The 26,618-nt window shown below is 33.6% G+C and carries 20 protein-coding genes; 14 read left to right on the forward strand and 6 right to left on the reverse strand.

Annotated elements, in window-relative coordinates:
- Positions 1 to 3 precede the first annotated feature (3 nt).
- Together B2145_RS14655 and B2145_RS14660 are read right to left on the reverse strand one after the other, a co-directional pair.
- Positions 4 to 741 (reverse strand): SDR family NAD(P)-dependent oxidoreductase, encoded by a 738-nt coding sequence (locus tag B2145_RS14655; protein WP_291103783.1) that lies wholly within the window; start codon positions 739 to 741, stop codon positions 4 to 6.
- A 29-nt stretch (positions 742 to 770) separates the two neighbouring features.
- A complete protein-coding gene (locus B2145_RS14660; RefSeq protein ID WP_291103786.1) occupies positions 771 to 2,936 on the reverse strand; it encodes an alpha-glucuronidase family glycosyl hydrolase in 2,166 nt (721 codons plus the stop codon).
- Positions 2,937 to 3,172: 236 nt separating this feature from the next.
- On the opposite strand from B2145_RS14660, the gene B2145_RS14665 reads away from it, so the two are divergent.
- The 3 genes from B2145_RS14665 (at position 3,173) to B2145_RS14675 (ending at position 9,148) form a co-directional block, all read left to right on the forward strand.
- A complete protein-coding gene (locus B2145_RS14665) occupies positions 3,173 to 5,410 on the forward strand; it encodes a glycoside hydrolase family 3 N-terminal domain-containing protein (RefSeq protein ID WP_291103789.1) in 2,238 nt (745 codons plus the stop codon).
- Positions 5,411 to 5,432: 22 nt separating this feature from the next.
- A complete protein-coding gene (gene uxaC, locus B2145_RS14670) occupies positions 5,433 to 6,842 on the forward strand; it encodes a glucuronate isomerase (protein ID WP_291103793.1) in 1,410 nt (469 codons plus the stop codon).
- A 368-nt stretch (positions 6,843 to 7,210) separates the two neighbouring features.
- The gene (locus B2145_RS14675) at positions 7,211 to 9,148 is read left to right on the forward strand and encodes a sialate O-acetylesterase (RefSeq protein ID WP_291103796.1); all 1,938 of its coding nucleotides are present in this window, start codon (positions 7,211 to 7,213) and stop codon (positions 9,146 to 9,148) included.
- Positions 9,149 to 9,182: 34 nt separating this feature from the next.
- Here the strand turns inward: B2145_RS14675 and B2145_RS14680 are convergent, their stop codons facing one another.
- Positions 9,183 to 10,211 (reverse strand): LacI family DNA-binding transcriptional regulator, encoded by a 1,029-nt coding sequence (locus B2145_RS14680; protein ID WP_291103799.1) that lies wholly within the window; start codon positions 10,209 to 10,211, stop codon positions 9,183 to 9,185.
- 201 nt (positions 10,212 to 10,412) lie between these two features.
- Here B2145_RS14680 and B2145_RS14685 point away from each other — a divergent pair, with 201 nt between their 5' ends.
- The 6 genes from B2145_RS14685 (at position 10,413) to kdsB (ending at position 18,720) form a co-directional block, all read left to right on the forward strand.
- Positions 10,413 to 12,161, forward strand: coding sequence for a glycoside hydrolase family 43 protein (locus B2145_RS14685; RefSeq protein WP_291103802.1), 1,749 nt, complete (start codon positions 10,413 to 10,415; stop codon positions 12,159 to 12,161).
- 98 nt (positions 12,162 to 12,259) lie between these two features.
- Positions 12,260 to 13,261 (forward strand): GntR family transcriptional regulator, encoded by a 1,002-nt coding sequence (locus B2145_RS14690; RefSeq protein WP_291103805.1) that lies wholly within the window; start codon positions 12,260 to 12,262, stop codon positions 13,259 to 13,261.
- 3 nt (positions 13,262 to 13,264) lie between these two features.
- Positions 13,265 to 14,749, forward strand: a complete 1,485-nt coding sequence (locus B2145_RS14695) for a xylulokinase (protein ID WP_291103809.1) — start codon at positions 13,265 to 13,267, stop codon at positions 14,747 to 14,749.
- A 7-nt stretch (positions 14,750 to 14,756) separates the two neighbouring features.
- Positions 14,757 to 16,082, forward strand: a complete 1,326-nt coding sequence (gene xylA / locus B2145_RS14700) for a xylose isomerase (RefSeq protein ID WP_291103811.1) — start codon at positions 14,757 to 14,759, stop codon at positions 16,080 to 16,082.
- Positions 16,083 to 17,100: 1,018 nt separating this feature from the next.
- Positions 17,101 to 17,601, forward strand: coding sequence for a CAP domain-containing protein (locus B2145_RS14705; RefSeq protein WP_291103814.1), 501 nt, complete (start codon positions 17,101 to 17,103; stop codon positions 17,599 to 17,601).
- A gap of 393 nt (positions 17,602 to 17,994) precedes the next feature.
- The gene (kdsB, locus tag B2145_RS14710; RefSeq protein WP_291103817.1) at positions 17,995 to 18,720 is read left to right on the forward strand and encodes a 3-deoxy-manno-octulosonate cytidylyltransferase; all 726 of its coding nucleotides are present in this window, start codon (positions 17,995 to 17,997) and stop codon (positions 18,718 to 18,720) included.
- Positions 18,721 to 18,722: 2 nt separating this feature from the next.
- On the opposite strand, the gene B2145_RS14715 is transcribed toward kdsB, so the two are convergent.
- Together B2145_RS14715 and B2145_RS14720 are read right to left on the reverse strand one after the other, a co-directional pair.
- Complete coding sequence (locus B2145_RS14715) at positions 18,723 to 19,433, reverse strand: potassium channel family protein (protein ID WP_291103820.1); 711 nt, start codon at positions 19,431 to 19,433, stop codon at positions 18,723 to 18,725.
- Positions 19,434 to 19,512: 79 nt separating this feature from the next.
- A complete protein-coding gene (locus B2145_RS14720) occupies positions 19,513 to 20,178 on the reverse strand; it encodes a spermidine synthase (RefSeq protein ID WP_291103823.1) in 666 nt (221 codons plus the stop codon).
- A gap of 61 nt (positions 20,179 to 20,239) precedes the next feature.
- Between B2145_RS14720 and B2145_RS14725 the strand changes: the two genes are divergently transcribed.
- On the forward strand, positions 20,240 to 20,797 hold the full coding sequence (locus tag B2145_RS14725) for a 1-acyl-sn-glycerol-3-phosphate acyltransferase (RefSeq protein ID WP_291103825.1): 558 nt from the start codon (positions 20,240 to 20,242) through the stop codon (positions 20,795 to 20,797).
- Here the strand turns inward: B2145_RS14725 and B2145_RS14730 are convergent, their stop codons facing one another.
- On the reverse strand, positions 20,798 to 21,277 hold the full coding sequence (locus B2145_RS14730; RefSeq protein WP_291103827.1) for a helix-turn-helix domain-containing protein: 480 nt from the start codon (positions 21,275 to 21,277) through the stop codon (positions 20,798 to 20,800).
- A gap of 311 nt (positions 21,278 to 21,588) precedes the next feature.
- Between B2145_RS14730 and B2145_RS14735 the strand changes: the two genes are divergently transcribed.
- From B2145_RS14735 to B2145_RS14750, 4 genes are all read left to right on the forward strand, one after another.
- Positions 21,589 to 22,743, forward strand: a complete 1,155-nt coding sequence (locus tag B2145_RS14735) for a M14 family metallopeptidase (protein ID WP_291103830.1) — start codon at positions 21,589 to 21,591, stop codon at positions 22,741 to 22,743.
- A 63-nt stretch (positions 22,744 to 22,806) separates the two neighbouring features.
- Positions 22,807 to 23,286: an Lrp/AsnC family transcriptional regulator gene (locus B2145_RS14740; RefSeq protein WP_073371425.1), complete on the forward strand. Its 480-nt coding sequence runs from the start codon at positions 22,807 to 22,809 to the stop codon at positions 23,284 to 23,286.
- Between the two features lie 98 nt (positions 23,287 to 23,384).
- Positions 23,385 to 25,970, forward strand: coding sequence for a phosphoenolpyruvate carboxylase (locus B2145_RS14745; RefSeq protein ID WP_291103835.1), 2,586 nt, complete (start codon positions 23,385 to 23,387; stop codon positions 25,968 to 25,970).
- 10 nt (positions 25,971 to 25,980) lie between these two features.
- Positions 25,981 to 26,496: a DinB family protein gene (locus B2145_RS14750; RefSeq protein ID WP_291103838.1), complete on the forward strand. Its 516-nt coding sequence runs from the start codon at positions 25,981 to 25,983 to the stop codon at positions 26,494 to 26,496.
- Positions 26,497 to 26,618 lie beyond the last annotated feature (122 nt).

Below are 26,618 nucleotides of genomic sequence, written 5' to 3' on the forward strand. Positions count from 1 at the left end.
CTTTTAAAATCCGATACTGTTTCCGCCATCAACAGGGAGTATTGTTCCCGTTGTAAATTTAGATTCACTGGTAGCAAAATAATAAACAGCGTCAGCAATATCCGAAGGCTCTCCTAAAATACCCATTGGGGTTCTCGAAAGGACTTTGTTTTTTCTTTCTGGATCACTGTCTAGGGCTTTTGCCGACATTTTTGTTTTTATAAATCCTGGAGCAACACAGTTTGTACGAATTCCAAATTGCGCCAATTCAACTGCCATTGCTCTAGTCATCGCTTCAATCGCACCCTTACTTGCTGAATAAGCAATTACTTTTGGGATGCCATATTGGGATGCCATAGAACTAATATTGATAATACTTCCTCCTCCGTGATTTTTCATTACTTTTACAACTTCTCGGCTCACAGCAAAAACACTCAAAACATTGGTGTGAATAATGGATAGAAAATCCTCGTCAGTTACTTCAAGAAAATCTTTTTTAAGATTGATTCCGGCATTATTAACCAAAATATCTATGTTGCCATCTTTAGCAACCTCTTTAATCATAGCGGGAATCCCTTCTAAATTATTCAAATCAAAAATTACAGGTATTGCGTTTGGACCTATTTCGGCACAGGCCTCTTCCGTTTTATCTTTAGATCTTCCTATGATAAAAGTCTTGATGCCGTTATCACATAATTTTTTTGCCGTTGCAAAACCTAAACCGGAATTACCTCCCGTAACAATTGCTATTTTAGTATTCATATTACTTTTTGATTATTTTTTGTAATTAATTATCTTCCTGGGGCGAATGGAAATTTCAAGGATTGAAAATATTCTAAAGTTTGCGTTGGTTTTTCAACGCCTTTTGGCAATTCTTTTCCTGAAAATTGTTGAAAATATAACAGGCAAGCATCCCGCCACCATTTTGCCTCTTTGTACTGTATGTTTAGTAGCATTTGAACTTCTTTGAATCTTGGTTCATCTACATAGTTGCCCATTTTATTCCAAGTGGAATTCATTGTTGCCACTTCATCAACACCTTGTTGGTATTTCAGCGCCATCCCGTCCCAAAGTGTCCGACCATTTTTCAGTTTGTAATCCCAAGACAAATGGTGAAACCATAAAAGATCTTTTTCCGGGCAGGTGGCAACATTGTCAAACACCTTTGCAATTTCTGGAGCATATTGTCCGGTTGCATTACTTCCTGTTTTAGATCGGTCAAATCCTATTCCGTTTTTATCGGCTTTATGATAATAAACAGGATTCCACTCCGGTCTTGAGAGGTTACTAACCCACGGTCCTGGTCCATAATGATGACCCGTATCCATAATATGATGCAATCCCAGAGGCGTCATATAATTGACAACCGCTTCTCTTGATTGTAGCATCATTTCTTTAATTGGATTAACGAAATTGATATCATTAGAAAAAGTCATTCGCAACCATTCATCAGCTATAACTTCAGAATCTAAATAGGGATTCCAAGCCAGTCTGCCAAAGCCGTACCAATTGGCCTGCGCAAAAGGATGGCCTGTCCAATTGATATCATTGCCAATATTGGAGACTCCCGCTATTCCAGTAATTTTATGATTATCTAAGGATCCATCAATCACTTTGGCAACTGTTGAGCCTTTTCCTTTTCTATAAGTATCGGATTCTAAAACTTCTTGATATAATTTTGGAAGGTATACCAAGTGGGTACTGAAACCCAAATATTCCTGGGTAATTTGGAATTCCATCATCAAGGGAGTTTTAGGCATAGCCCCAAACATTGGATGAAAGGGTTCTCTTGGTTGAAAATCAATTGCGCCATTTTTTACCTGAACAATCACATTATTTCTAAATTGCCCATCATAGGGTACAAATTCGCTATAAGCCTGTTTCGCTCTGTCAGAAACATCATGCTCAGAATAGACAAATGCTCTCCACATCACTATTCCGCCGAAAGGTGCGACAGCATCTGCTAACATATTTGCGCCATCAACGTGGTTTCTGCCATAATTTTGTGGACCTGGTTGTCCTTCGGAATTTGCTTTTACCAAGAATCCGCCAAAATCTGGAATCCTCGCATAAATTTCCTTTGCTTTTTCTTTCCACCAATTAATAACTTCAGCATCATAAGGATCAGCGGTTTTTAACCCGCCTATTTCCATTGGAGCCGAAAATCGAGCGGTCAAATACACCTTTAATCCATAAGGTCTGAAAACTTTTGCCAAGGCTTCGACTTTTTCTAAATACTGTGGTGTTAATATTAATGCATTGGCATTCACATTTGTCAAGACCGTACCATTGATTCCAATTGAAGCATTTGCACGGGCATAATCAATGTAGCGTTGATCTATAAAATCGGGTAATTTTTGCCAATTCCAAAGCGAAAAACCGGCATATCCACGCTCTACGGTTCGGTCTAAATTATCCCAATGATTCAGCATTCGAATATTTATTTTTGGAGAATCGACGATATTTAAATTTTCAATGGGTTTATTTGTTTGAAGGAGTCTTAAAAAATTAAAAACACCATATAAAACACCTACGTCGGTTTTGCCTGTAATTAGGATGTGATTTTTGTCTTTTAGTTTAATTGTTTTAATGATGAATCCTTCCTCATTTATTTGATTAAACTCGTTTTTTAGATTTTTTAGGATACCATCATTTAGAGAAGATTTAGAGCCAAAAATCAATACGTTTTCTCCATCCACATTTCGCTGCGTTGAAATTTGATTTCCTAATAAACCGGATAGCCCGAGTTGCATTTCTTTTAATGATACTTGAATAGTTTCAGAATCACCCAAGGCAACAATTCCACGAATTTTGGACGTGTATTCCAACACTAATTTAGGATCCTGGACTTTCTCATACTGAAGCCATAATTTATAATCCTCTTGAGCTGATGCGGTACTGTAGAAGCCAAAAAGGAAAAGCAGTAGAGGTATAGATTGTTTTATAAGGTATTTCATAAAATTCATTGTCATTTCGTTATCTTGGTTCTAATAATGAGATATTTAACATTAAAAACAAAATAATTTGGAGCTGCACACTAAAAACGTTGTGTTTTTAGGATTTGTAAAATATTTTATTTTATATTTGCAATCGGTTGCGTAAATGTAAAACATTGAAGTTTAAGAAAAAAATTTTCGTGTATTTTTTTTAAATCTTTGTAAACTCCTCAATATAAACTTACAGATTAATACTTATGAAAACAATTTCAAGAAAATTATTCCACCTACTATTATTGTTAGTAATTATTCCATGCAAGGGTCAAACAATTGATAAAAAACACGGCTCCCTGCCTTTTTATAATCCTGCCCTGTCGATTGATATAAGAATTCAAGATTTAATTTCAAGATTGACATTAGAAGAAAAAGCAGATCAAATGATGCATAATACTTCTGCGATTGAGCGTTTGGGAATTCCTCCTTATAGTTATTGGAATGAAGCGCTTCATGGCGTGGGTCGCTCGGGAGTTGCAACTGTTTTTCCTCAAGCTATCGGGCTTGGAGCTACCTTTGACGGGGATTTAGCCTATAGGGTTTCTTCGGCAATTTCTGATGAGGCTCGAGCAATGCATAATGCGGCAAAAGCCAAAGGTTATAATAAGCAATATGGCGGATTAACCTTTTGGACTCCTAATATTAATATATTTAGAGATCCCCGTTGGGGGCGTGGTCAGGAAACCTATGGTGAAGATCCTTTCTTGACGGCTACAATAGGAACTGCATTTGTAAAAGGTTTACAGGGCGATAATCCAAAATATTTAAAAACAGCTGCTTGCGCCAAGCACTTTGCGGTACATAGTGGTCCTGAAAAATTGAGGCATGAATTTAATGCCGAAGTGACACAGAAAGATCTATGGGAAACCTATTTGCCGGCTTTTCAGGCATTGGTAGAGGCTAAAGTTGAAGCAGTGATGTGCGCTTATAACAGCACTAATGGAGAACCTTGTTGTGCAAATAAATACTTAATTACCGATGTTTTAAGAAAGCAATGGCATTTTAAAGGGCATGTGCTAACTGATTGTGGGGCGATAGACGATTTTTATACTCCAAAAGGAAAAGGAGGACACGGAGTAGTGGAAACGCAAGCAGAAGCGGCTGCTCTAGTTCTAAAAAGCGGAGTAAGTCTAAATTGCGGAGATTCATATACGGCATTACCGGAAGCTGTTAAAAAAGGCTTGATTACAGAAAAAGAAATCGATGATCAATTGGCTATTTTATTAAGAACCAGATTCAAACTTGGCTTATTTGATCCAATGGGGAGTAACCCTTATGATGCCATTTCAGCAGATGTTGTGGACAGTAAGGAGCATAGAGCATTGGCAAAAGAAGTTGCAGAAAAAGGAATCGTACTATTAAAAAACAATGGCATTTTACCTCTAAAAAATGACCTTTCAAAATATTTTGTCACTGGGCCAAATTCTGCCAATACAGAAATACTTTTAGGAAATTATTATGGAGTAAATCCTAATATGGTAACTATTTTAGAAGGTATTGCCGCGGCTGTAAATCCTGCAAGTCAACTACAATATAGATTGGGAGCAATGCTTAACCAAGCCGCCGTGAATCCTATTGATTGGGCCAGCGGAAATGCCTCAAATAGTGATGTGACTATTGCAGTATTGGGAATTTCCAGCTTATTAGAAGGGGAAGAAGGAGAATCATTAGCTTCGCCAACGGCAGGTGACAGATTAGATTATAATTTGCCTCAAAGCCAAATCGATTATCTCAGGAATTTAAGAAAAGCTGCCGACAAAAACCCAGTGAATAAAAAACCAATTGTAGCTATTATCACTGGCGGAAGCCCAATGAATCTAGCCGAAGTTCAAGAGTTGGCAGATGCGGTATTGTTGGTTTGGTATCCGGGTGAAGAAGGAGGAACTGCCGTAGCAGATATTCTTTTCGGAAAAATATCGCCTTCCGGGAAGTTACCCATTACATTTCCTAAATCGTTGGATCAATTACCTCCTTATGAAGATTACTCCATGAAAGGCAGAACGTATAAGTATATGAATGTAGATCCATTATATCCATTTGGGTTTGGATTAAGTTATACTAACTTTACTTATGGTGAAGCAAAACTGTCTTCAAAAAGTATTTCCAAAAAAGAGAATCTTGTCGTTTCTGTCAAGGTCACCAATTCAGGCAAAGTAAAATCGGACGAAGTGGTGCAGTTGTATGTTTCGGATTTGGTCGCCTCCGTTGAGGTGCCTAATTTTCAATTGACGAATATGGGGCGAATCACTTTAGAGCCTGGAGAAACTACAGAGGTTTCATTTCGTTTGACTCCAAAAGCATTCGAAATAGTAAAGAATGACGGTTCACGTAGTATTGAATCAGGGGAATTCAAAATTTATGTAGGTGGTTCCAGTCCTATGAAAAGAAGCTTCGAACTTGGGGCACCTAAAATGGCAGAGGCTTTAATCACCGTAAAATAGTTATTAAAAAAATAAAAAATTAATGAAGAATTTTATTGATAATAACTTCCTATTGGAAACTGAATTTGCTCAAGAGCTTTATCACGAGTATGCCAAAGATTTACCTATTATAGATTATCATAACCATTTGCCTCCGAATGAGATTGCCGCTAACCGAAGTTTTGAAAACATGACAAAACTTTGGCTGGAAGGGGATCATTATAAATGGCGGGCGATGCGTGGTTTGGGTATCGCCGAGAAATACATAACTGGTAAAAGTTCTGACGAAGAAAAGTTTGATAAATGGGCTTCCACCGTTCCTTATACGTTACGAAACCCTTTGTATCATTGGTCTCATTTGGAACTTCAAAGATACTTTGGAATTGAAGAAATCTTAAATCCCACTACATCATCAGCAATTTATAATCAATGTAATGAGTTATTGAAGAAACCGGAATTTTCAACACAAGGACTTTTAAAAAGTATGAATGTTGAAGTTATTTGTACAACTGATGACCCATTGGATGATTTATCACATCATCAAAAAATTTCCAATTCGGAATTTGAAACCAGAGTTTTGCCTACGTTTCGGCCTGATAGGATTGTTGATATAGATAAAAAAGATTTTGTCGGTTATTTGGAAAATCTTTCAAAGATAACTGATATCAAAATATTCAATCTTGAATCACTTTTAACGGCTGCAAAAAGCAGAGTTGACTATTTCCATGAAAATGGATGCAGACTGTCGGATCACGGATTACCTCATGCATACGGGTATGATTTTGATGAAAAAGAAGCAGATGTTATTTTAAAGAATAGATTAGCGGAAAAAACAATTACCGAAGCGGAAATATTAAAATTTAAATCTGCCATTTTATTTTATTTGGGAACGTTCTATGCAGAAAAAAAATGGACGATGCAATTGCATTTAGGGCCTTTGCGAGATACAAACAAGTCATTGTTAGAAAAGATTGGGATTAATGCTGGGGTTGACAGTATTGGTGATTTTCAACATGCAATACATCTTGCCAATTTTTTAAATCGATTAAATGAGAAAGGAAGTCTTCCCAAAACGATCTTGTACAATTCAAATCCAGCTGACAATGAAGTTTTTGCAACCATGGCGGGGAACTTTAGTGAGGACGGAATAAAAGGAAAAGTACAATTTGGTGCCGCCTGGTGGTTTTTAGACCAAAAAGAAGGCATTACAAAACAAATAAATTCTTTGTCAAATACGGGGCTTTTGAGCAGTTCTTTAGGAATGCTGACGGATAGTCGCAGTTTTTTATCTTTTCCAAGACATGAATACTATAGGCGTATTTTATGTAATATCTTTGGCAATGACATTAAAAACGGAGAATTACCCAATGATATTAAATGGATTGGAAAGATTGTACAAGATATTTGTTACAACAACGCAAAAGATTATTTTAACTTTCCTAATTTAGGATAGACAACTATTAAAAGAATAACTAATTGATTTAGTGAAGTCTTGCTTAGACTTTCAACAAAAGAATATTTAATATTTTCATAGGCAACAAGCTGCAATGCTGATTACGGAGGAAGAGAACTCAATGTAGAGAACTCTTTGGTGAAATTTGGAGTGGATGCCAAATTTGTGTTCATGAAATTTTTAATGAATTGGGAAAGTATTGTGTTATCGAATGTCCGGATATGATTTTAGGAGTTGGGTCAAAAAAACAGGTTCGTTTATTACACCCGAATTGGACAAATGAAAAAAGTTGAATAGTAGAATTTTAGACACAAAGTGTTAAAACTTTATTTTTAAGTGGTTAATAGTAAATTTAAAAAAAACTGTAAATGAACAAATTCAAAATAGTATTATTGGTTCTTTTTTTCTTTCAGTCTGTGAATTTGATATGTCAAATTAGATTGCCAAGATTAATTAGCGATGGGGTTATATTGCAAAGAAATACAGAAATTAAAATCTGGGGATGGGCATCACCAAATGAAAAAGTTGTATTGGCATTCAAAGAAAAAACATATAAAACACAAGCTGACCCATACGGTAATTGGAAAATTATGTTGCCTGCTCAAAATGCTGGTGGACCCTATGAAATGACATTTGAAGCTAGTAATGAAATAAAAATTCAAGACGTGCTGTTTGGGGATGTTTGGATATGTTCTGGACAATCCAATATGGAACTCCCAATGGAACGGGTTAAAGAAAAGTATGGCGAAGTCATCAAAAAATCCAAAAATTCCAATATTAGACAATTTTTAGTGGCGGATAGATATGATTTCAAAAAAGAACAGGACGATTTAGAATCAGGGAATTGGATAGCTGCTAATCCCGAAAGTGTGCTTAATTTTTCTGCTGTTGCTTACTTCTTTGCCAAAGAAATTTATGAAAAAAACCACGTTCCTATAGGTCTAATTAACACAGCATTGGGAGGTTCACCTGTGGAAGCTTGGATGAGCGAAGATGCATTGGTAGCGTTTCCAAAAGCTTATGATGAGGCACAAAAGTTTAAAAATGATGAGCTAATTAAGCAAATAGAAACTAGTGACAAAAAAAGAAGTGATGACTGGTATAATGAACTAAATGCTAATGACAAAGGGATTTCAGAAAACAAACTAAATTGGAGTCAACCCGATATTGATGATAGTGATTGGGATCTAATGGAAATTCCAGGGTTTTGGGCTAATCAATCCATTGGAAATGTAAACGGCGTCGTTTGGTTTAGAAAAGAAATAGAAGTTCCTAAATCAATGGTTGGTAAACCTGCAAAATTATATATGGGTCGTATTGTTGACCAAGATTTTGTTTATGTAAATGGTGAATTGATAGGCACTACAGGTTATCAATATCCACCGCGTAGATATGAAGTAAAACCAACAATTTTAAAAGAAGGAAAAAACACAATCACGGTTAGAGTAATCAATAATTCAGGTAATGGTGGATTTGTTTTAGATAAACCCTATTACTTGGCAGTGGGTAACGATACTATAGATTTAAAAGGCAAATGGAAATATAAGTTGGGAACAACCATGAAACCATTAGACGGACCAACTTTTATTCGCTGGAAACCGGAAGGATTATATAATGGGATGATTTCTCCTCTAATTAATTTTACTATCAAAGGGGCTTTATGGTACCAAGGGGAATCAAACACGTCCAATCCAAGTGAATATGCCAAAACATTTCCTGCACTTATAAATGATTGGAGACAGAAATGGAATCAGGGCGATTTTCCGTTTCTTTTTGTACAATTGCCTAACTTTATGGAAGCTTATCCGGAACCAAGAGAAAGCAATTGGGCAGCTTTAAGACAATCTCAATTAGAAACACTTAGTGTTACGAATACAGGGATGGCTGTTGCAATAGATTTAGGCGAATGGAATGACATTCACCCTTTAAACAAAGAAGCCGTTAGTAATCGTTTAGCTTTATTAGCACGTAAAATTGCTTATGGAGAAAACAATATTTATGCATCTAGTCCAATACCAAGTAATTCAAAATTTAAAAAAAACAAAGTGATCATTTCGTTTGAGAATGTTGGTGGCGGATTAATAGTAAAAAAGGGAAGTGACTTAAAGAGTTTCTCAATTTCGAATGACGGCAAAAATTTTGTTTGGGCAAAAGCCAAAATTATAGGTAATAAAGTTGAAGTTTGGAATGAAAATATAGTTAATCCAACCGTGGTTCGATATGCTTGGGATAATAATCCTTCGGACGCAAATCTATTTACAAATGAAGGTTTGCCTTCAACGCCTTTTGAACTGAAAAAGAAATAAAAAAGCGTTTCTACTTCATCATAAGGGTTTTTCCTTATTTTCTTTTTGATGATTCCCTTACCAACACTTCAGTGTTTAAAAAGGTGATTTCGGTGAGGTTATCTTTTTTTGATGATTTTAAATGGCTTAAAATTTTCTTGGCAGAGGTCTGTCCCATTTTCACGGCTGGATGGGTAATGGTGGATAATCCAGGGTCAATAATTGAAGCTATTGGATCATCATTAAAACCTATAATGGCAACATCTTGAGGTATTTTTAATCCTCTCTTTTTGGCACATTGAATTGCACTGACGGCAGCGGTATCATTCGAAGAAAAAATACCATCTGGAGGGTTTGCTAAATCAAACAAATAATTACTTGCCTTTTCTCCTTCTTCATAACTCATCGTGGTAAAGTTGATTATCAAATCTTCATCAACCGGCAAATTATATTCTATTAAAGCATCGACATAGCCTCTTTTCCGTTCGCTATAAGTATTTCTGTGTTGCGACCCGGCGAAATGCGCAATGCGCTTACAACCTTGTTCAATCAAATGTTTTGTTGCTTTATAACCCGCAGAATAATTATCGATCATTACACGGTAGGTGTTAAATTCTTTAGGAACCCTGTCAACAAAAACTAATGGAATATTTTTATCCATAAACTGTTGAAAATGGGATGTGTCACGGGTTTCCATCGCCAAGGAACATATTATACCGCTAACTCTACTGCTATATAAGGCTTTTGCCAAATCGACTTCATCCGTGTAGGAATCGTGGCTTTGAGTTATAATAACATTATATCCTGCTTTCTGCGCGGTTTCTTCGATGCCGCTAATTAATGAAGATATGAAGGGTCTATTAATTCGAGATATTAATACACCAATTGTTTTAGTTTTGTTACCGCGTAAACCAGCAGCCAAAGTATTAGGTCGATAGCCCATTTCATCGGCCATCTTCTTTACTTTTTTTATTGTTTTTGCGCTTATTGTATGATGATCTTTTAAAGCTCTTGAAATTGTTGAGGTTGCAAGGTTTAATCTTTCAGCAATGTCATAGATGGTAACATCTTTAGTTTCTTTCATAAATTAAAAAAGTGGTTCAAATACAAATATACAGTTTTTAAATAAATTTTATTTGGACAAATATTTTTATTTGCATACCCATACATTGGGTAATATAAATTCAAGAATAATCTTTATTTTTTAAAAAATAAAGATTATATTTAAACAATTTAAATGTGGATTATTTTTTAATTCAAACTCACCTTTTAGTAAACAATTTGTATGTCATTATTTAATCCAAAATTTCTTAGAATATCATTTTTTGCATTATTGTTGGTTTCAACTTTTTCATGTAAAAAAATTTTCCAAAAAACACAACCGATTGCGTATTCGAATTATGCTGCTTTTGATTGGTTTGATTATCAAGGAAAAGACGACATCTACAAAACTATTTCAAAATCTGATGATGAATACTTAAATCCGATTTTGGCAGGATTTTATCCAGACCCAAGTATTTGTAGAGTAGGAGAAAAGTTTTATTTAGTAAACTCTTCATTTGTATATTTTCCTGGATTGCCCATTTTTGAAAGTACTGATATGGTCAATTGGAAACAAATTGGGAATATAATTGACCGAAAAGAACAAGCTGATTTTTCCGGAGCAGGTGTTTCTCGTGGAATGTACGCCCCTACGATTAGATACAATAAAGGTATCTTTTATGTTATTTGTACCAATGTTTCCAGTGGAGGAAATTTCATTGTTACTGCTAAAAATCCACAAGGACCTTGGTCAAATCCCGTATGGATTCCTGGAGTTAACGGTATTGATCCCGATCTTTTCTTTGATGAAGATGGTAAAGTTTATATTACTCATAATGGACCACCGCCAAATAATATTTCGTTACATAACGGACATAGGGCAATTTATACATTTGAATATGATATTGAAAATCATAAAATTGTAAGTGAATCAAAACTTATTGTTAATGGAGGAACAGATATGGCTAAAAAACCCGTTTGGATTGAAGCTCCACATATATTTAAAAAAGAGGGGTTTTATTATTTGATTTGTGCTCAGGGCGGAACAGGTTACAATCACTCTGAAGTTGTCTTTAGGAGTAAAAATGTTTATGGACCTTACGAAAGTTATGAAAACAATCCTATAATGACCCAAACCTTTTTAGATCGAGACAGAAAAAATGAAATTTCTACTTCTGGTCATGCTGATTTTGTTCAATTATCCAATGGTGATTGGTGGGCGGTTTTTTTGGCTTGTAGGCCTTACGGCATGGAATTATATAATACGGGAAGAGAAACTTTTATGATGCCCGTCGAATGGAAATACGGTTGGCCAACCATTGTTGACGGAAATAAACCTCTGCCTTTTGTAAACAAAAAACCAAACTTAGCTGCTTCAAAAGAGAAAATGGCTGCCATGAATGGAAATTTTGTTTCTCGGGATGATTTTAATAAAGACAAGCTTGATTTTAAATGGAATTTTATAAGAACTCCATTGGAAAAATGGTATGAATTAAATGGAGGTAAACTTTACATCAAACCTCGAAAGGAATCCATTCACACGGAAACAAATTTTTCTTTCATTGGCAGGAGACAACAGCATTTGCAATTTGAAGCTTCTACAAAGTTAAATTATACATTGACTAATACTTTACAAACAGCTGGATTGGTGGCTTTTCAAAACGAAAAGCAGTATTTATTGCTGGGGAAACGTTTCAATTCTAATGGTAAAACAGAAGTTTATCTTGAAGAAACTGCAGCAACTGTAAATAATGGAACACCAACCATTCTTGCGAAAAATGAATTAAGCGATAATTCAAAAGACCTGTATTTAAAGATTGAAGGAAAAAAACGTTATTATGATTTTTATTATAAAACTTCTGAAAAAGAGGATTGGAAACTATTAGCAAAAGACATAGATGCTATTATATTGAGCACGAAAGAAGCAAAAGGTTTTGTAGGTACTTATTTGGCAATGTATGCATCAGCAAACCATTTTGAAAATAAAAATTAAGAGACAATCTAAAAATAATAAAAAAATATTTTTAATTATTTTTTTATTCTAAAAAATATAATTAATTTAGCGTACCGGAACAGAACAGTACGCTAATTATGAATGAAAAGAATTTTGCTTTTATTATTAATCACGATAGTGATGTCCCTAAATATCAGCAATTGGTTAATTCCATTAATAATGCTATAGCTGAAAATATTCTAGATAAGGGCGATTTGTTGCCTTCGGTGAATAGCATTTGTAAAACAAATCATTTGTCAAGAGACACTGTTTTTAAGGCTTATTCGATTTTAAAAGATCAAAGGGTTATTGAATCTGTTCCAAACAAAGGATATTATGTAGCGGGTGAAACCAGGAAAGTACTTTTAGTACTAGATACATTTAAGGCGTATAAAGAAGTTTTATACCATTCATTTGTGAATAATTTGCCTGATAATATTATTACTGATGTGCAGTTTCATCATTATAACATAGACAATTTTAAAACCATCATTAACAACAGCATTGGGAAATATTATAAATATGTCGTGATGAATTTTGATCATAAAGAAGTAGCTTCTGTCTTGTCCAATATTGCAAATGACAAACTATTATTGATTGATTGGAATATACATTCCAAACCTAAAAATAATTATGTTTTTCAAGATTTTGGAAAAGCATTTTATGAATCTTTAAAAGGAGCCATTGATTTATTTAGAAAATATAAGGAAATTGATTTTGTATACCCAACTTATACGAATCATCCAACAGAGACGGTTGATTTTTTCAAAAAGTTTTGTGAAGAATTTAATTTTAATTATAAAATTATTACCAATCCCAACGACTTCAATATAGAAAAAAATAAGGCATATATAAGTGTAAGCGACAGAATTCTCGGAATATTCTTAGAGCAATGTCGAGAAAAGGACTTTGAACCCGGAAAGGATGTGGGCTTCTTGTCCTACAATGAAACTCCCATGAAAAAATTCATTTATAAGGGGATTTCAGTAATATCTACTGATTTTAAAGAATTAGGGACCAAAGGAGCTGAATTTATTACAAAAGACGAACCGATGCAGTATTATGTATCAACAAATTTAATATTAAGAGAATCATTATAAATTATGTATTATATAGGATATGACATAGGAAGTTCTTCGGTCAAGGTAGCCTTGGTTGAAGCATCAACAGGAGAAAAAATAATTGCAATCCATGAGCCACAGGATGAAATGGCAATTATTGCTTATCACAAAGATTGGGCAGAACAAGATCCCGAGATTTGGTGGCAACATATATGTGTCGCCACGAAAAGGGCAATCAAAGAAGCAAATATTGATGCATCCAAGATTACAGGTATAGGGATATCATACCAGATGCATGGATTGGTTGTGGTTGATAAAGAAGGGAACTCTTTACGCAACTCCATAATTTGGTGTGATAGTAGGGCAATAGAAATTGGAGATAAAGCCTTTGCGGAATTAGGAGAAGAAAAATGCGCAACTCATTTATTGAATTCGCCAGGTAATTTCACAGCTTCTAAATTAAAATGGGTAAAAGAAAATGAGCCGGCTATTTATGAAAAAATTTATAAATATATGTTACCGGGAGATTTTATTGCCTATAAACTGACCGGAGAAATAACAACCACCAAAAATGGTTTGTCTGAAGGTATGCTTTGGGACTATAAAGAAAATAAAGTGGCCAATTGGTTATTGGATTATTACGGAATAGATCAATCATTAACACCTACAATTGTTGAAAATTTCACTAATCAAGGTATATTGAATGCACAAGCATCTAAAGAAGTAGGTCTTCCTATTGGCATTCCAGTGGTTTACAGAGCGGGAGATCAACCTAACAATGCGTTGTCGTTAAATATATTTAAACCTGGGGAAGTAGCAGCTACTGGCGGGACTTCTGGAGTTATATATGCCGTTACCGACAAGTTAAAATCTAAAGAAACTTCGAGAATAAACAGCTTTGTGCATGTTAATTATACAGATGAAAATCCAACAGTAGGAAAGTTATTATGTATCAATGGAGCAGGAATTCAATACAGATGGTTACGAAATCATAGTGCTGTAGATTCTTACGAAAATATGAACAGAAAAGCGTCAAAAGTTCCCGTAGGTTCAGATGGTGTAGTAGTAATTCCTTTTGGAAATGGGGCAGAGCGCATGTTGAATAATAAAAATATAGACAGCCATATTTTGAATCTGAATTTCAATAAACACAGCCATGGACATTTATATAGAGCGGCATTGGAAGGCATTGCTTTTTCATTTGTTTACGGGATGGAGATTTTAAAAAATGATGATGCCGAAATAACGGTAATAAGAGCCGGAAACGACAATTTGTTTCGTTCAGAAATTTTTTCGAATACAGTAGCAACGCTTATTGGTCACGAAATAGAAATCTATAACACGACTGGATCTGTTGGTGCAGCCAGAGCAGTTGGACTCATTGATGGTGATTTCGAAAAATTTGGAGAAAACATTATTAAGAATGACCATGTAATGACCTATTTGCCTTTAAAAAATAATGAACCTTACATAGAAGCATACGAACACTGGAAAAAAGAATTAGAATTAATATTAACAAATAAATAATAAAAAAATGATAGTTTTAGGGAATAAAGAATATTACAAAGGAATTGGTCAAATTCAATTCGAAGGGAAAGAGTCGGATAATCCGTTAGCCTTTAAATACTACAACCCGGAGCAGGTAGTGGCCGGTAAAACAATGCGCGAGCATTTCAAATTTGCGATTGCATACTGGCATACATTCTGCGGGCAAGGTGGAGATCCATTTGGACCAGGAACACAAAATTTTCCTTGGGATCAATCGAATGATCCAATTCAAGCTGCAAAAGATAAAGCAGATGCAGCTTTTGAATTCGTTACTAAAATGGGTTTTGGTCATTACTGTTTTCATGATAATGATTTGATTCAAGAAGGAGCAACTTTTGGAGAATCTGAAAGTAGATTGGCTACAATCACAGATTATTTGAAAGAAAAACAAGCCGCATCTGGAGTAAAATTGCTTTGGGGAACTGCAAACTGTTTTTCTAACCCACGCTATATGAATGGTGCAGCGACTAATCCAGATTTTAATGTATTGGCAAGAGCTGGTGGTCAAATAAAATTAGCTTTGGACGCTACCATTGCATTAGGTGGTGAGAACTATGTGTTTTGGGGAGGTCGTGAAGGTTATATGTCTTTGCTAAATACAGATATGGGAAGAGAATTAGACCATATGGGACAATTTTTGGCCATGTGTAGGGATTATGCTAGAGCCCAGGGGTTTAAAGGTAATTTCTTTATTGAACCAAAACCAATGGAACCGATGAAACATCAATATGATTTTGATTCAGCCACAGCTATTGGATTTTTGCGTCAATATGGATTGGATAAAGATTTTAAAATGAATATCGAAGTAAATCACGCTACTTTAGCGCAACATACATTCCAACACGAAATTGAAACTGCCGCAAAAGCGGGAATGTTAGGAAGTTTAGATGCTAACAGAGGCGATTATCAAAATGGTTGGGATACAGATCAATTTCCAAATAACATACAAGAAACTACCGAAGCAATGCTTGTTTTCTTAAAAGCGGGTGGTTTACAGGGTGGAGGTGTTAATTTTGATGCAAAAATCAGAAGAAACTCTACAGATATGGAGGATGTTTTCCATGCACACATTGGCGGTGCTGATACTTTTGCTAGAGCATTACTTACGGCTGATAAAATTATCACTTCTTCATCTTATGATGCTTTAAGAAAACAACGTTACAGTTCATTTGATTCAGGAAAAGGAAAAGATTTTGAACAAGGAAAATTAAATCTAAAAGATTTGTATTCAATTGCTCAAGAAAACGGTGAATTGAATTTACAAAGTGGAAAACAAGAGCTTTTCGAAAATATTATTAATCAATACATTTAATATACAATTTTCAGAACGTTGAATATTAAACAAAACTGAAGCGAACTCTGCTGGAGAGCAACTTGATTAGGGATATAATTTGATGTTCAACGAAAATATCAATCAAAGGGAATTTTACGATTCCCTTTGATATTTTATGAGGATCTTATACCTTTAAAAACTCATCTATAAATTTCATTTTTCGTTTTAATGACAATTCATTATGGGTATTATGCAATTTGGTTTTTTAAATCTGAAAAATGCCTATCTATGCATTTGTTATATTTGGGATTTTTGGTGGAGTAAACATTAATACCCAGAAAAAAGCCAAGGAAAATTGTTTTTCAAACTATTCATTAAATCAACGACTTATTCCATTACAAACAATTGTCAAAACAGTAAAAACTTGCTTTTTAGATCTTCAATTCCTTGAATGTAAGCTAAATTAGTTTCATATTTAACGTAATATTTCAAGAGATTTTCTTTTATAATGTTGTCTTTAAAAAGCATTACACCAAATTTTCTACCGATAAGTTGTATCCATTAATACGATAACTTCTCTTTATTTTAGCCTGTCAAATCTAATAATATGTTTGTATGTTCTTCTTTGAATTGTTTTTATTGAACATTCCCATTTGATGGATAATTGCAAATAAGTTTGCTCTCCTTTGAAAAATTTATCCCAAAGTAGAATACTCCAGACATCGCGTTCGGTTGTCAACTTTCTAACCAATCTAATTGCGGAATGATAGCTTACCATTTCTTACAAAAAAACTTCTCTTAGGTATGAAACCTTCAAAACCAATCAATTATGATATTTTATTAATTGAGTTCAGGTTATTAACTAAAGAATAAAATTATTTTACATAACATGTAAGAAATATATAGGCTAAATATTTTATTTTGTGTAGTTTGTCGATTTTATTCGTCACTTAAACGATTTTATTTGTATATTTACATAACAATTAAACAAGTTCTTTCAATTATAACCCTAAAGAAGTTTGCCCCACAATCTACTTTAAACTTAACAACCTTTATTATGAAAGCAAAATTACTTCGAGTACTATTGCTAGTTGCAATTGTATTCACCATGAACTCTTGTTCTACAAATAATTCAGAAACACCTGTTGCCGCAGTTTCCTTACTAAAAACCGTAAGTTATACATATAGTACATCTGAATTAGAGACAATGGCTTTGATAAACACTTATAGAGCTAGCGTTGGATTAAGTGAATTGAAACAAATCAATTATATTTCATATAAATCAGAAGAACATGACAACTATATGATAACGAATAATGTAGTTAATCATGATGATTTTGTTGCACGTTCAGAAGACATCATTAAAGTCTTGGGAGCAAAAACAGTAGGTGAAAATATCGCTTATAATTATAACACTCCGCAAGCTGCTTTAGACGCTTGGTTGAATAGCCCAACACATAAAGAAAACATTCTAGGTGATTTTACTAATTTTGGTATTTCCATAAGAGTAAATTCAGAAGGTAAAAAATATTACACTAATATCTTTGTAAAAATATAAGTAAAGTTTGTTTTTGGTTTAGAAACTGTCCTCGAAAGGACGGTTTTTTTGTTTTAATTCTACTGAATCACCCTAAAAATAAGAAGAAAATAAACCATCTAATTTATTGAACCACTAGAAAATAACCATGGAAGAATAATTTTCGGTTCTTAATACTTCTATTTCATATCTTTGCTCTAACGTTAAATGGTTCATACTCTTGCAAATTTTGGTCGGGGAGTCAGTAAGATAAATTTAATCATTTAGCAAAGGAGAAAGAATTTATTTTTCTGTTCTCTTTTCTAAAAAGATATTTTATCATATTACAACTTTCAAAAGTTGCATTTATATGTTGAATCCAATACCCAACAAACATACTAACTTAGCGTCTTAGTTTCTAAGCAACTCAATTAAATGAAAATAATAGCAGTTATTCCCGCCCGTTACGCCTCTACACGATTTCCCGCTAAATTAATGCAGGACTTGGGAGGAAAAACGGTGATTTTAAGAACCTACGAAGCGGCGAAAAAATCCAATCTTTTTGACGATGTTTTTGTAGTTACCGATTCCGATTTGATTTTTAATGAAATTGTTTCCCATGATGGAAAAGCCATAATGAGTGTCAAGGAACACGAAAGCGGAAGTGATCGTATTGCCGAAGCCATTGAAAATCATGATGTGGACATTGTCATAAATGTGCAAGGTGACGAGCCTTTTATCAATACTGTTGCTTTAGAAAAACTGATTCAAGTTTTTAAAAACGATACCGAAAGGAAAATTGATTTGGCCTCGTTAATGTGTGAAATCACCGATGAAGACGAAATCAACAATCCAAATAATGTGAAAGTTGTGGTGGATCAAAACGGTTTTGCCTTGTATTTTTCGCGTTCTGTAATTCCGTATCCAAGAGAGAGAAATGCAGGAGTTCGTTATTTTCAACATATTGGAATTTATGCTTTCAGAAAACAAGCTTTGTTGGATTTTTATGGTTTACCAATGAAATCACTGGAAGCTTCCGAAAAACTGGAACAACTTCGCTATTTAGAATTTGGAAAACGCATCAAAATGGTCGAAACCGCAAATGCGGGAATTGGCATAGACACGCCTGAAGACTTGGAAAAGGCGAGGAGGATGTTGTAAAATTAATCTTCATTTTCAAGGTCAAAATATCCTTTGGCTTTTATTTTGGTAGAGAAAAAATTTAAAAACAACACAACAAAAAACAGGAACAACAAGGCTTGTGTACTTACCAACATTTTTCCGATGGTGGTTACTGGATAAAAATCGCCATATCCTATGGAGGATGAAGTAATTGTGCTGAAATATATTGCATCAAACCAATTAGCAAATGGTTTATTCAAATAACTATCGCAGGAATATAAAACGCCAAAAGCAAATACAATTTCTATATAATTAAGGAAAAGCAAGAGCATAGACCTTTTATAAGAACGCGGTTTTGAAAATAAATCCGAAGCAAAAATCAATGTGGGTATATACAAGACAGTTTCCAGTAAAACATAAAGCATTATCCAAATAACAAAACCATTATTTTGCCATTGATTAACCAAAATCAATAAAGGAAATGCCACTTTAAGCAAAATATAAAAATCTAATGCTATATCTTGATATTCATAACCTTTTTTACAGGCCAAATATTTGATATAAATTCCGGGAAAAAACAATTGGGAGGAAGAAAGAAACAACCTAACAATTTTTTCTATTCCGTTATCATCCTGATGATCGTTGTTCCAAATAGATTTAATGTTCTGTATGCGTCTTCGAACAGGATTTAATTTTGGTTTTTGAATCTTGGAGACATTTCCCAATAAAAGTTTTTTAATAATTGATTTCATATAATTATACGATTGGAATAGGTCTTCTAATTTACTAAATAATTGCTTTACTTTTTTAAATGAACAAAATAATAGGATTTCAGGATTTTTTTTCAACAAGAATCAATTCATTATATTCTTCCTGTTTACGGATTTTTGTCACCACATATTTATTTGAATCGAAATTATTCTCATAATTCAAATTGAGCTGTTTTTGTTTCTCGTTTAACAACATGGTATTAAAAAGGATAAAGCTCTTTGGATTTATTAAGTGGCAAATTCTGTCGATGAAAAATGTTTCAAACAAAAAATTAGGCATTTTTGTGTCTTGAAAAACATCGATTATGATTAAGTCATATTTATCCTTGGTTTTTAAGACGAATTCAAAGGCATCATCGATAATTATTTCCAGATTTTGAATTTTGTTGAGTTGAAAATATTTATTTGCAATTTCAATCACGGCTTTGTCAATTTCGACACCTGTAATTTTTCCTTTATAATTAATTTCGTCAACCAAAGTTTTTATTACGCTGCCACCAGCCACTCCCAAAACAAGAATATTGTCCATTGTTTTTATTTTTTCGAAACCGATGGTTTTCAATCCCTTTCTTAAAATGCGTTGCAAACTTCCATAGGAATAATTGGTGTTATTACTGTCCAAAACCAATTTGCCATTTGTCCAAGTGACTTCCAAAGTTTGACTAATAACAGATTTTTGTTTGAAAATATTGAGTGGAATAATATAACTGAACAGTCTTTTGAACATTTGAAATGATTTTTGTCAAAAATAAGAGATTAATGCTAAATTTACTCAAAATAGTTTTCAAATGAAACGGAGTACCTACAAATTTATTTTCTTTCGATTAATGGGCTGGAAAATCGAGGGGGCTTTTGACGGAAACATCAAGAAGTGCGTTCTAATGGTTATTCCACACACCAGTTGGCATGATTTCTATTTAGGGATATTTACACGGGGAATTACGGGTATAGAAATGAATTTTATTGCAAAAAAAGAGTTGTTTCGTTTTCCTTTTGGATATTATTTCCATTGGATGGGTGGCACACCAATAGATAGAACGGGAAGTTTGAACAAAGTGGACGCTATTGCAACTATATTTGAAAAACATACGGAGTTTAGACTTGCCATTGCACCCGAAGGAACCAGAAAAAAAGTTAATGGAGTAAAAACCGGATTTTATTATATTGCTTTGAAAGCGAATGTTCCCATAGTTCCCATTGCATTTGATTTTGGCAATAAGATGGTAAATATTGGCAAACCATTTCATCCTACTTCAAATTATGAAACTGATTTAAAAAATTTGCTTAAACATTTTGAAGGTGTAATCGGAAAAGTTCCAGAATACGGTTTTATGCCAGAAAAATAATTATTCTGGGGAGTAGTGTTTAAAAGTTCCATTTTTATAGAAAATCACAATTCGGTCAATTTCTGAACTGTTTTTCTGAATCGCCGAGTTTTGCGTATTTGGAATAGTATTTGCAAAATTTTCTTCTGCACGATTTTTTTTGCTTGGCAATTCTTCGGAAAACAAATCGGGTTGGTTTTCAATTTTATTTTCCAAAGTTTGATTGTTGATTGTTGGAGTAGGAGTTACAATAGTAGCATCACTTTTATTTTCCGACTTTGGAAAATTTCCTTTGCCATTCAAAATCCAGTACAAATCGACCTCGGGAAAAACCTCAATAATTTTTAAAATAAAATCTAAGCTTGGTTTGTTTCTGCCTGAAAGTAGGTGAGACAAACTTGAACGCTGTACCCCAATTTTATCAGCAAAGGAAGAAGCATTTAGACTGTAATAATCAAGTATAATTTCTAATCTTTTTATAAAATCCTCTATGTTTACCATTGTAAATCAGTGTTTAAAACAATTGATTTACAAATGTAATTAAAAAGAATGAAAGCGCCAAAATTACAACTGTAAAACGCTTTAAATTCAATAATTAACTGGAATAAAAACATAAATTAAAGTACTGCAATTAACTGATATACAATAATATAAATATTGAATATTATTAGATAAACAAATGTCAACTTTCGATATAAAACAGGCCACATTATAGGAGAGAATCTTGTTTACATATTTAAATAAGGATGATTTTTAATTGTTTACAAATGTAAATATAAAGATGTTTACTTTTGTGAATTAAATAATATACCATGAATTCAGAACAATTATTCAATCAATATAAAGAACAATCATTGCAGGGGCGTTATATTACTTTGGAATCAATTGAGCCATTATTAAAAAATTTTGACACCAATAATCAAGTGAGAATTATTGGAAAATCGGTACTCGATAACCCAATTTATGCCTACCAAATTGGGTATGGTAAAACTAAAATTTTGCTTTGGTCCCAAATGCATGGAAATGAAAGCACAACAACAAAAGCCCTTTTTGATTTTTTAAATGTGCTAAATGGCGATTCTAAACTAGCCAATCAATTACTAGCCACATTTACTTTTTGTTGTATACCAATGTTGAATCCCGATGGAGCAAAACTATATACACGTGAAAACGCCAATAAAGTTGACTTAAATCGGGATTCTCAAAATCTATCACAACCGGAGAGTAAGGCACTGAGAGAAACTTTTGAAAGTTTTAAGCCGGATTACTGTTTTAACCTCCACGATCAGCGTACTATTTTTGGTGTGGGAAATACCGGCAAACCGGCAACCTTGTCCTTTTTGGCGCCAGCCTATAATGAAGCTCGGGAAATAAATGAATCACGACTGAAAGCGATCAATTTAATTGCCGAAATAAATGCTGTTTTGCAGCAATATATTCCCAACCAAATAGGCCGTTTTGATGATTCGTTCAATATAGACTGCATTGGAGATACTTTTCAATCGTTGGGAGTGCCTACGGTATTGATTGAAGCAGGACATTTTGCAAACGATTATCTTAGGGAAGAAACGCGTAAATATGTTTTTATAGCCTTTATTTCGGCGTTTAGAATACTAAGCGAAAACGATATAGTTGTCAATAAATTTGATAATTATTTGAGTATTCCTCAAAATAAAGTTGTTTTTTATGATTTTATATATAAAAATATCAAAATAAATTATGATAGTATTGAAATAATCACGAATTTTGCTGCGCAATACAAAGAAGAACTAATAGAAGGTAAGCTTTGTTTTAATGCTTATATTGTCAAGATAGGAGAATTAGATAATTATTTTGGACATTTTGAATATAATGCGAATGAAGCACGATACAAAGATGAATATGATAATGTTCCTAAATTAGGTCAAACAGCTGATTTTTATTTAGATAACAATGTAAAGTTTGTTAATGGTTCGATGAAGGCATAAAATTTAAATTACTTTTTATGTAAAATTTTTGTAATTGCAACTAATAATATTAATTTGAGAATTATGAGTAAGTTTCGTTTAGATGAAGTAGATCACCAAATTTTGGACATGTTGATAGACAACACAAGGATTCCATTTACAGATATAGCAAAGAAATTATTGATTTCTGCAGGAACTGTACATGTTAGAGTGAAAAAGATGGAAGATGCAGGAATCATAATGGGTTCTTCGTTAGTCCTTGATTATGATAAATTGGGCTATTCCTTTATTGCCTACGTTGGCGTTTTTCTTAATAACACATCACAAACAAAGTTTGTTTTGCAACGAATTAACGAGATTCCATTTGTAACGGTAGCTTCTGTAACCACTGGAAAATTCAATATCTTTTGTAAGATAAGAGCGAAGGACACTAAACATGCAAAAGATGTGATATTCATGATTGATGATATAGAAGGTGTTTATAGAACAGAAACTATGATTTCACTTGAGGAAAGTATAAACGACAAAAAGCGTTTGATGCATACTATTTTTAAAAATATGTAATTCACTTGAAAGCTATTTATTAAATACAACCTCAAGTGAATTCTTGAGGTTTTTTTTTTTGATTAACTATTACCAACTATAATAAAATTTAAGACAATATGTATACGCTTCCAAAAATTGAACGTTTCAACCAAGAAGTTCTTTCTAAATATCATATTTACAACAGTGTTTTTATCACATTACCCTTTCATTCCATAGATAATACCGGAGTTTTACTTCCATTGTTTGCAGATGTTTGTGACAATGGTTTCAAAAAGCAAGAAACTCCCAAAGAAATTGTTGATTTTTTTGCCAAGAAATATCTACACAACGCTTCAGAATCAGAAAAAATAGATTTAATGTTTCGTTTTATTCAATATATAGAACGTCAAGTTGTTCTTTTTGATGCTATTGAAGATGCCGCCTTTCCTGTTGTAAATAATATGGAGGGTAGGGGTTCGTTGCGTGATATTAAAGAACAATCAGATGCTAAGAACAGGAAAGAAGAGTTAATTGATTTCTTGGAAAATTTCAATGTAAGAACAGTTTTAACAGCTCATCCAACACAGTTTTACCCTGGCTCTGTTCTCGGTATTATCAATGATTTGACTTATGCCATCCGAAAAAATAATTTGCTTGACATTAAACAATTGTTGGCTCAACTGGGAAAAACTCCTTTTATCCAAACCGAAAAACCCAATCCGTTTGATGAAGCGGTAAGTTTGATTTGGTATCTCGAAAACGTATTTTATGAAACTTCGGGAGAAATGGTTCATTACCTCCAAAAAAATATATTCGATGGGAACTCAATTCAAAATCCATTAATAAAACTTGGTTTTTGGCCAGGAGGAGACCGTGATGGAAACCCTTTTGTGACAACTGAAATTACGCTGAAAGTAGCAGAGCGACTTCGAATTTCGATATTAAAATGTTATTATATCGAAATGAGAAATTTAAAAAGAAAGCTAACGTTCTATGAAGTAGACGTTTTAGTTGCGGAACTTGAATTTAAATTATATCGTTCTGTTTTTTATTCAGAAGGCGAAATTCACATCACTTTAAATGAGTTTAAAATACAATTAAATAAAATTAAAACCATAATAATTGAAAGACACCAATCTTTGTATTTGGATGAATTGGATGCGCTTTTGATTAAAGTAAATTTGTTTGGATTTCATTTTGCCACTTTAGATATTCGTCAAAACAGCAGAGTTCATGATTCAGTATTTAAGGATGTGGTTGATTATTTCGTGAATTCAAATTCAAATATTTTTCCAAAGAATTATTTTCAATTGTCAGAAGAGGAGAAGATTGAAGTCCTTTCCAATGCCTCGGGAAATATTGATCCAAATACCTTTGAAAATGAAATAACAAAATCGACTATCGAGTCTATACAGGCCATCAAACAAATTCAGGCAAAAAATGGTGAATTTGGTGCAAATCGCTATATCATTAGTAATAATGAAAGTGCGCTTAATGTAATGGAAACTTTTGCGCTTATCCGATTAAACGATTGGGAAAATCCATTGGTCGACATTATTCCGCTATTTGAATCGGTTGATGATTTGCAAAATGCACATGAAGTTATGGAAAAATTGTACACCAATCCTGCTTATGCCAATCACTTACAAAACAGAAATAAAAAGCAAACGATAATGCTTGGTTTTTCTGATGGTACAAAGGACGGTGGATATTTAATGGCTAATTGGAGTATTTATAAAGCGAAGGAAGAACTTACTGCCATTTCCAGAAAGTACGGAATTAAAGTTATTTTCTTTGATGGTCGTGGTGGTCCACCTGCGCGTGGTGGTGGAAAAACACATAAATTCTACGCTTCTTTGGGGCCAAATATCGAAAACAACGAGATTCAGGTTACAGTTCAGGGACAAACCATAAGTTCTAATTTTGGAACTTTGGATTCATGTCGAAATAATTTGGAAAATTTATTGAGTGCCGGGGTTACTAACCAAATTTTTAGCAAGGGTGAAAATGAGTTGAGCACCAGTGAAAAAGAGGTGTTGGACCAATTGGCAGAATTGGGATACCAGAAATATTTGGATTTTAAGAATCATCCAAAATTCATTCCTTATTTAGAACAAATGAGTACTATAAAGTATTATGCCAAAACAAATATAGGAAGTCGTCCTTCAAAAAGAAACAAGTCTGATGAATTGAATTTCAAGGATTTAAGAGCTATCCCGTTTGTGGGTTCCTGGAGCCAACTGAAACAAAATGTGCCCGGTTTTTTTGGAGTGGGTTTCGCATTAAGACACTTTGAAGAAAATGACCAATGGGAAAAGGTTCAGGATTTATACAATAATTCATTGTTCTTTAAAACATTGTTGGAAAACAGTATGATGTCTTTGGCCAAGTCATTTTTTCCATTGACTGCTTATATGAAAAACGACCCTGAGTTTGGTTCTTTTTGGCAAATTATCTATGATGAATTTTTGGAAACAAAAAGATTATTATTGAAAATTGCAGGACATAAGGAACTAATGGAAAACTATCCTGATGGCAAAGCTTCAATTGACATAAGAGAACGTATCGTATTGCCATTATTGACGATACAACAATATGCTTTGTTGAAAATTAATGAACTAAACAAAGAAAAAGACCCTGATCTGAACTTGATAAAAACATACGAAAAGATAGTTACCCGTTCGCTTTTTGGAAACACTAACGCCAGTAGAAACTCAGCTTAATTCCTATTTTATGAAACTGAACGAATTGTCAAAAACCGAATATTCTTCTTTTAATGCAACATACATCAATGCGCTGGAAGATATAAGTCTAATCGAAGGATTGGAAAATGGGTTGGATAAAATGGTTTCTTTTATTTCAACCATTCCAGTTGAAAAATTGGAATATCGTTATGCAGAAGATAAATGGACAATCAAGGATATTTTGCTTCACCTTATTGATGCCGAACGTATTTTTGCTTATAGAGCATTAAGAATTGGGCGTGGAGATAAAACTCCTTTAGCAGGATTTGAAGAAAATGATTATGTTCCTAATGCTTTGGCAAATAGTAGAACCTTGGAGAGTCTATTGACTGAATTTCGATATGTCAGAAAGTCAACATTATGTTTGTTCAAAAATTTTTCCGCTGAACAACTTGCTAATTTAGGGACGGCTTCGGATAATGTAATTTCTGTTCGAGCGATAGGTTTTCTAATTTCAGGACATCAAAATCATCATTTGAGAATAATTAGGGAGCGTTATTTGTAATATTTTGGAGGGACATCTTTTTGAGAAAATATTTCTATCAATTTAGATTTATTTTTCAGTTTGAATCAAGAATAAATCCTAATTTTATTAAAACAAGACATTTAACAAAACAAAAAAGGAAC

The sequence above is a fragment of the Flavobacterium sp. UBA5153 genome (assembly GCA_002413745.1).
In the GTDB taxonomy this organism is placed as follows: Bacteria; Bacteroidota; Bacteroidia; order Flavobacteriales; family Flavobacteriaceae; genus Flavobacterium.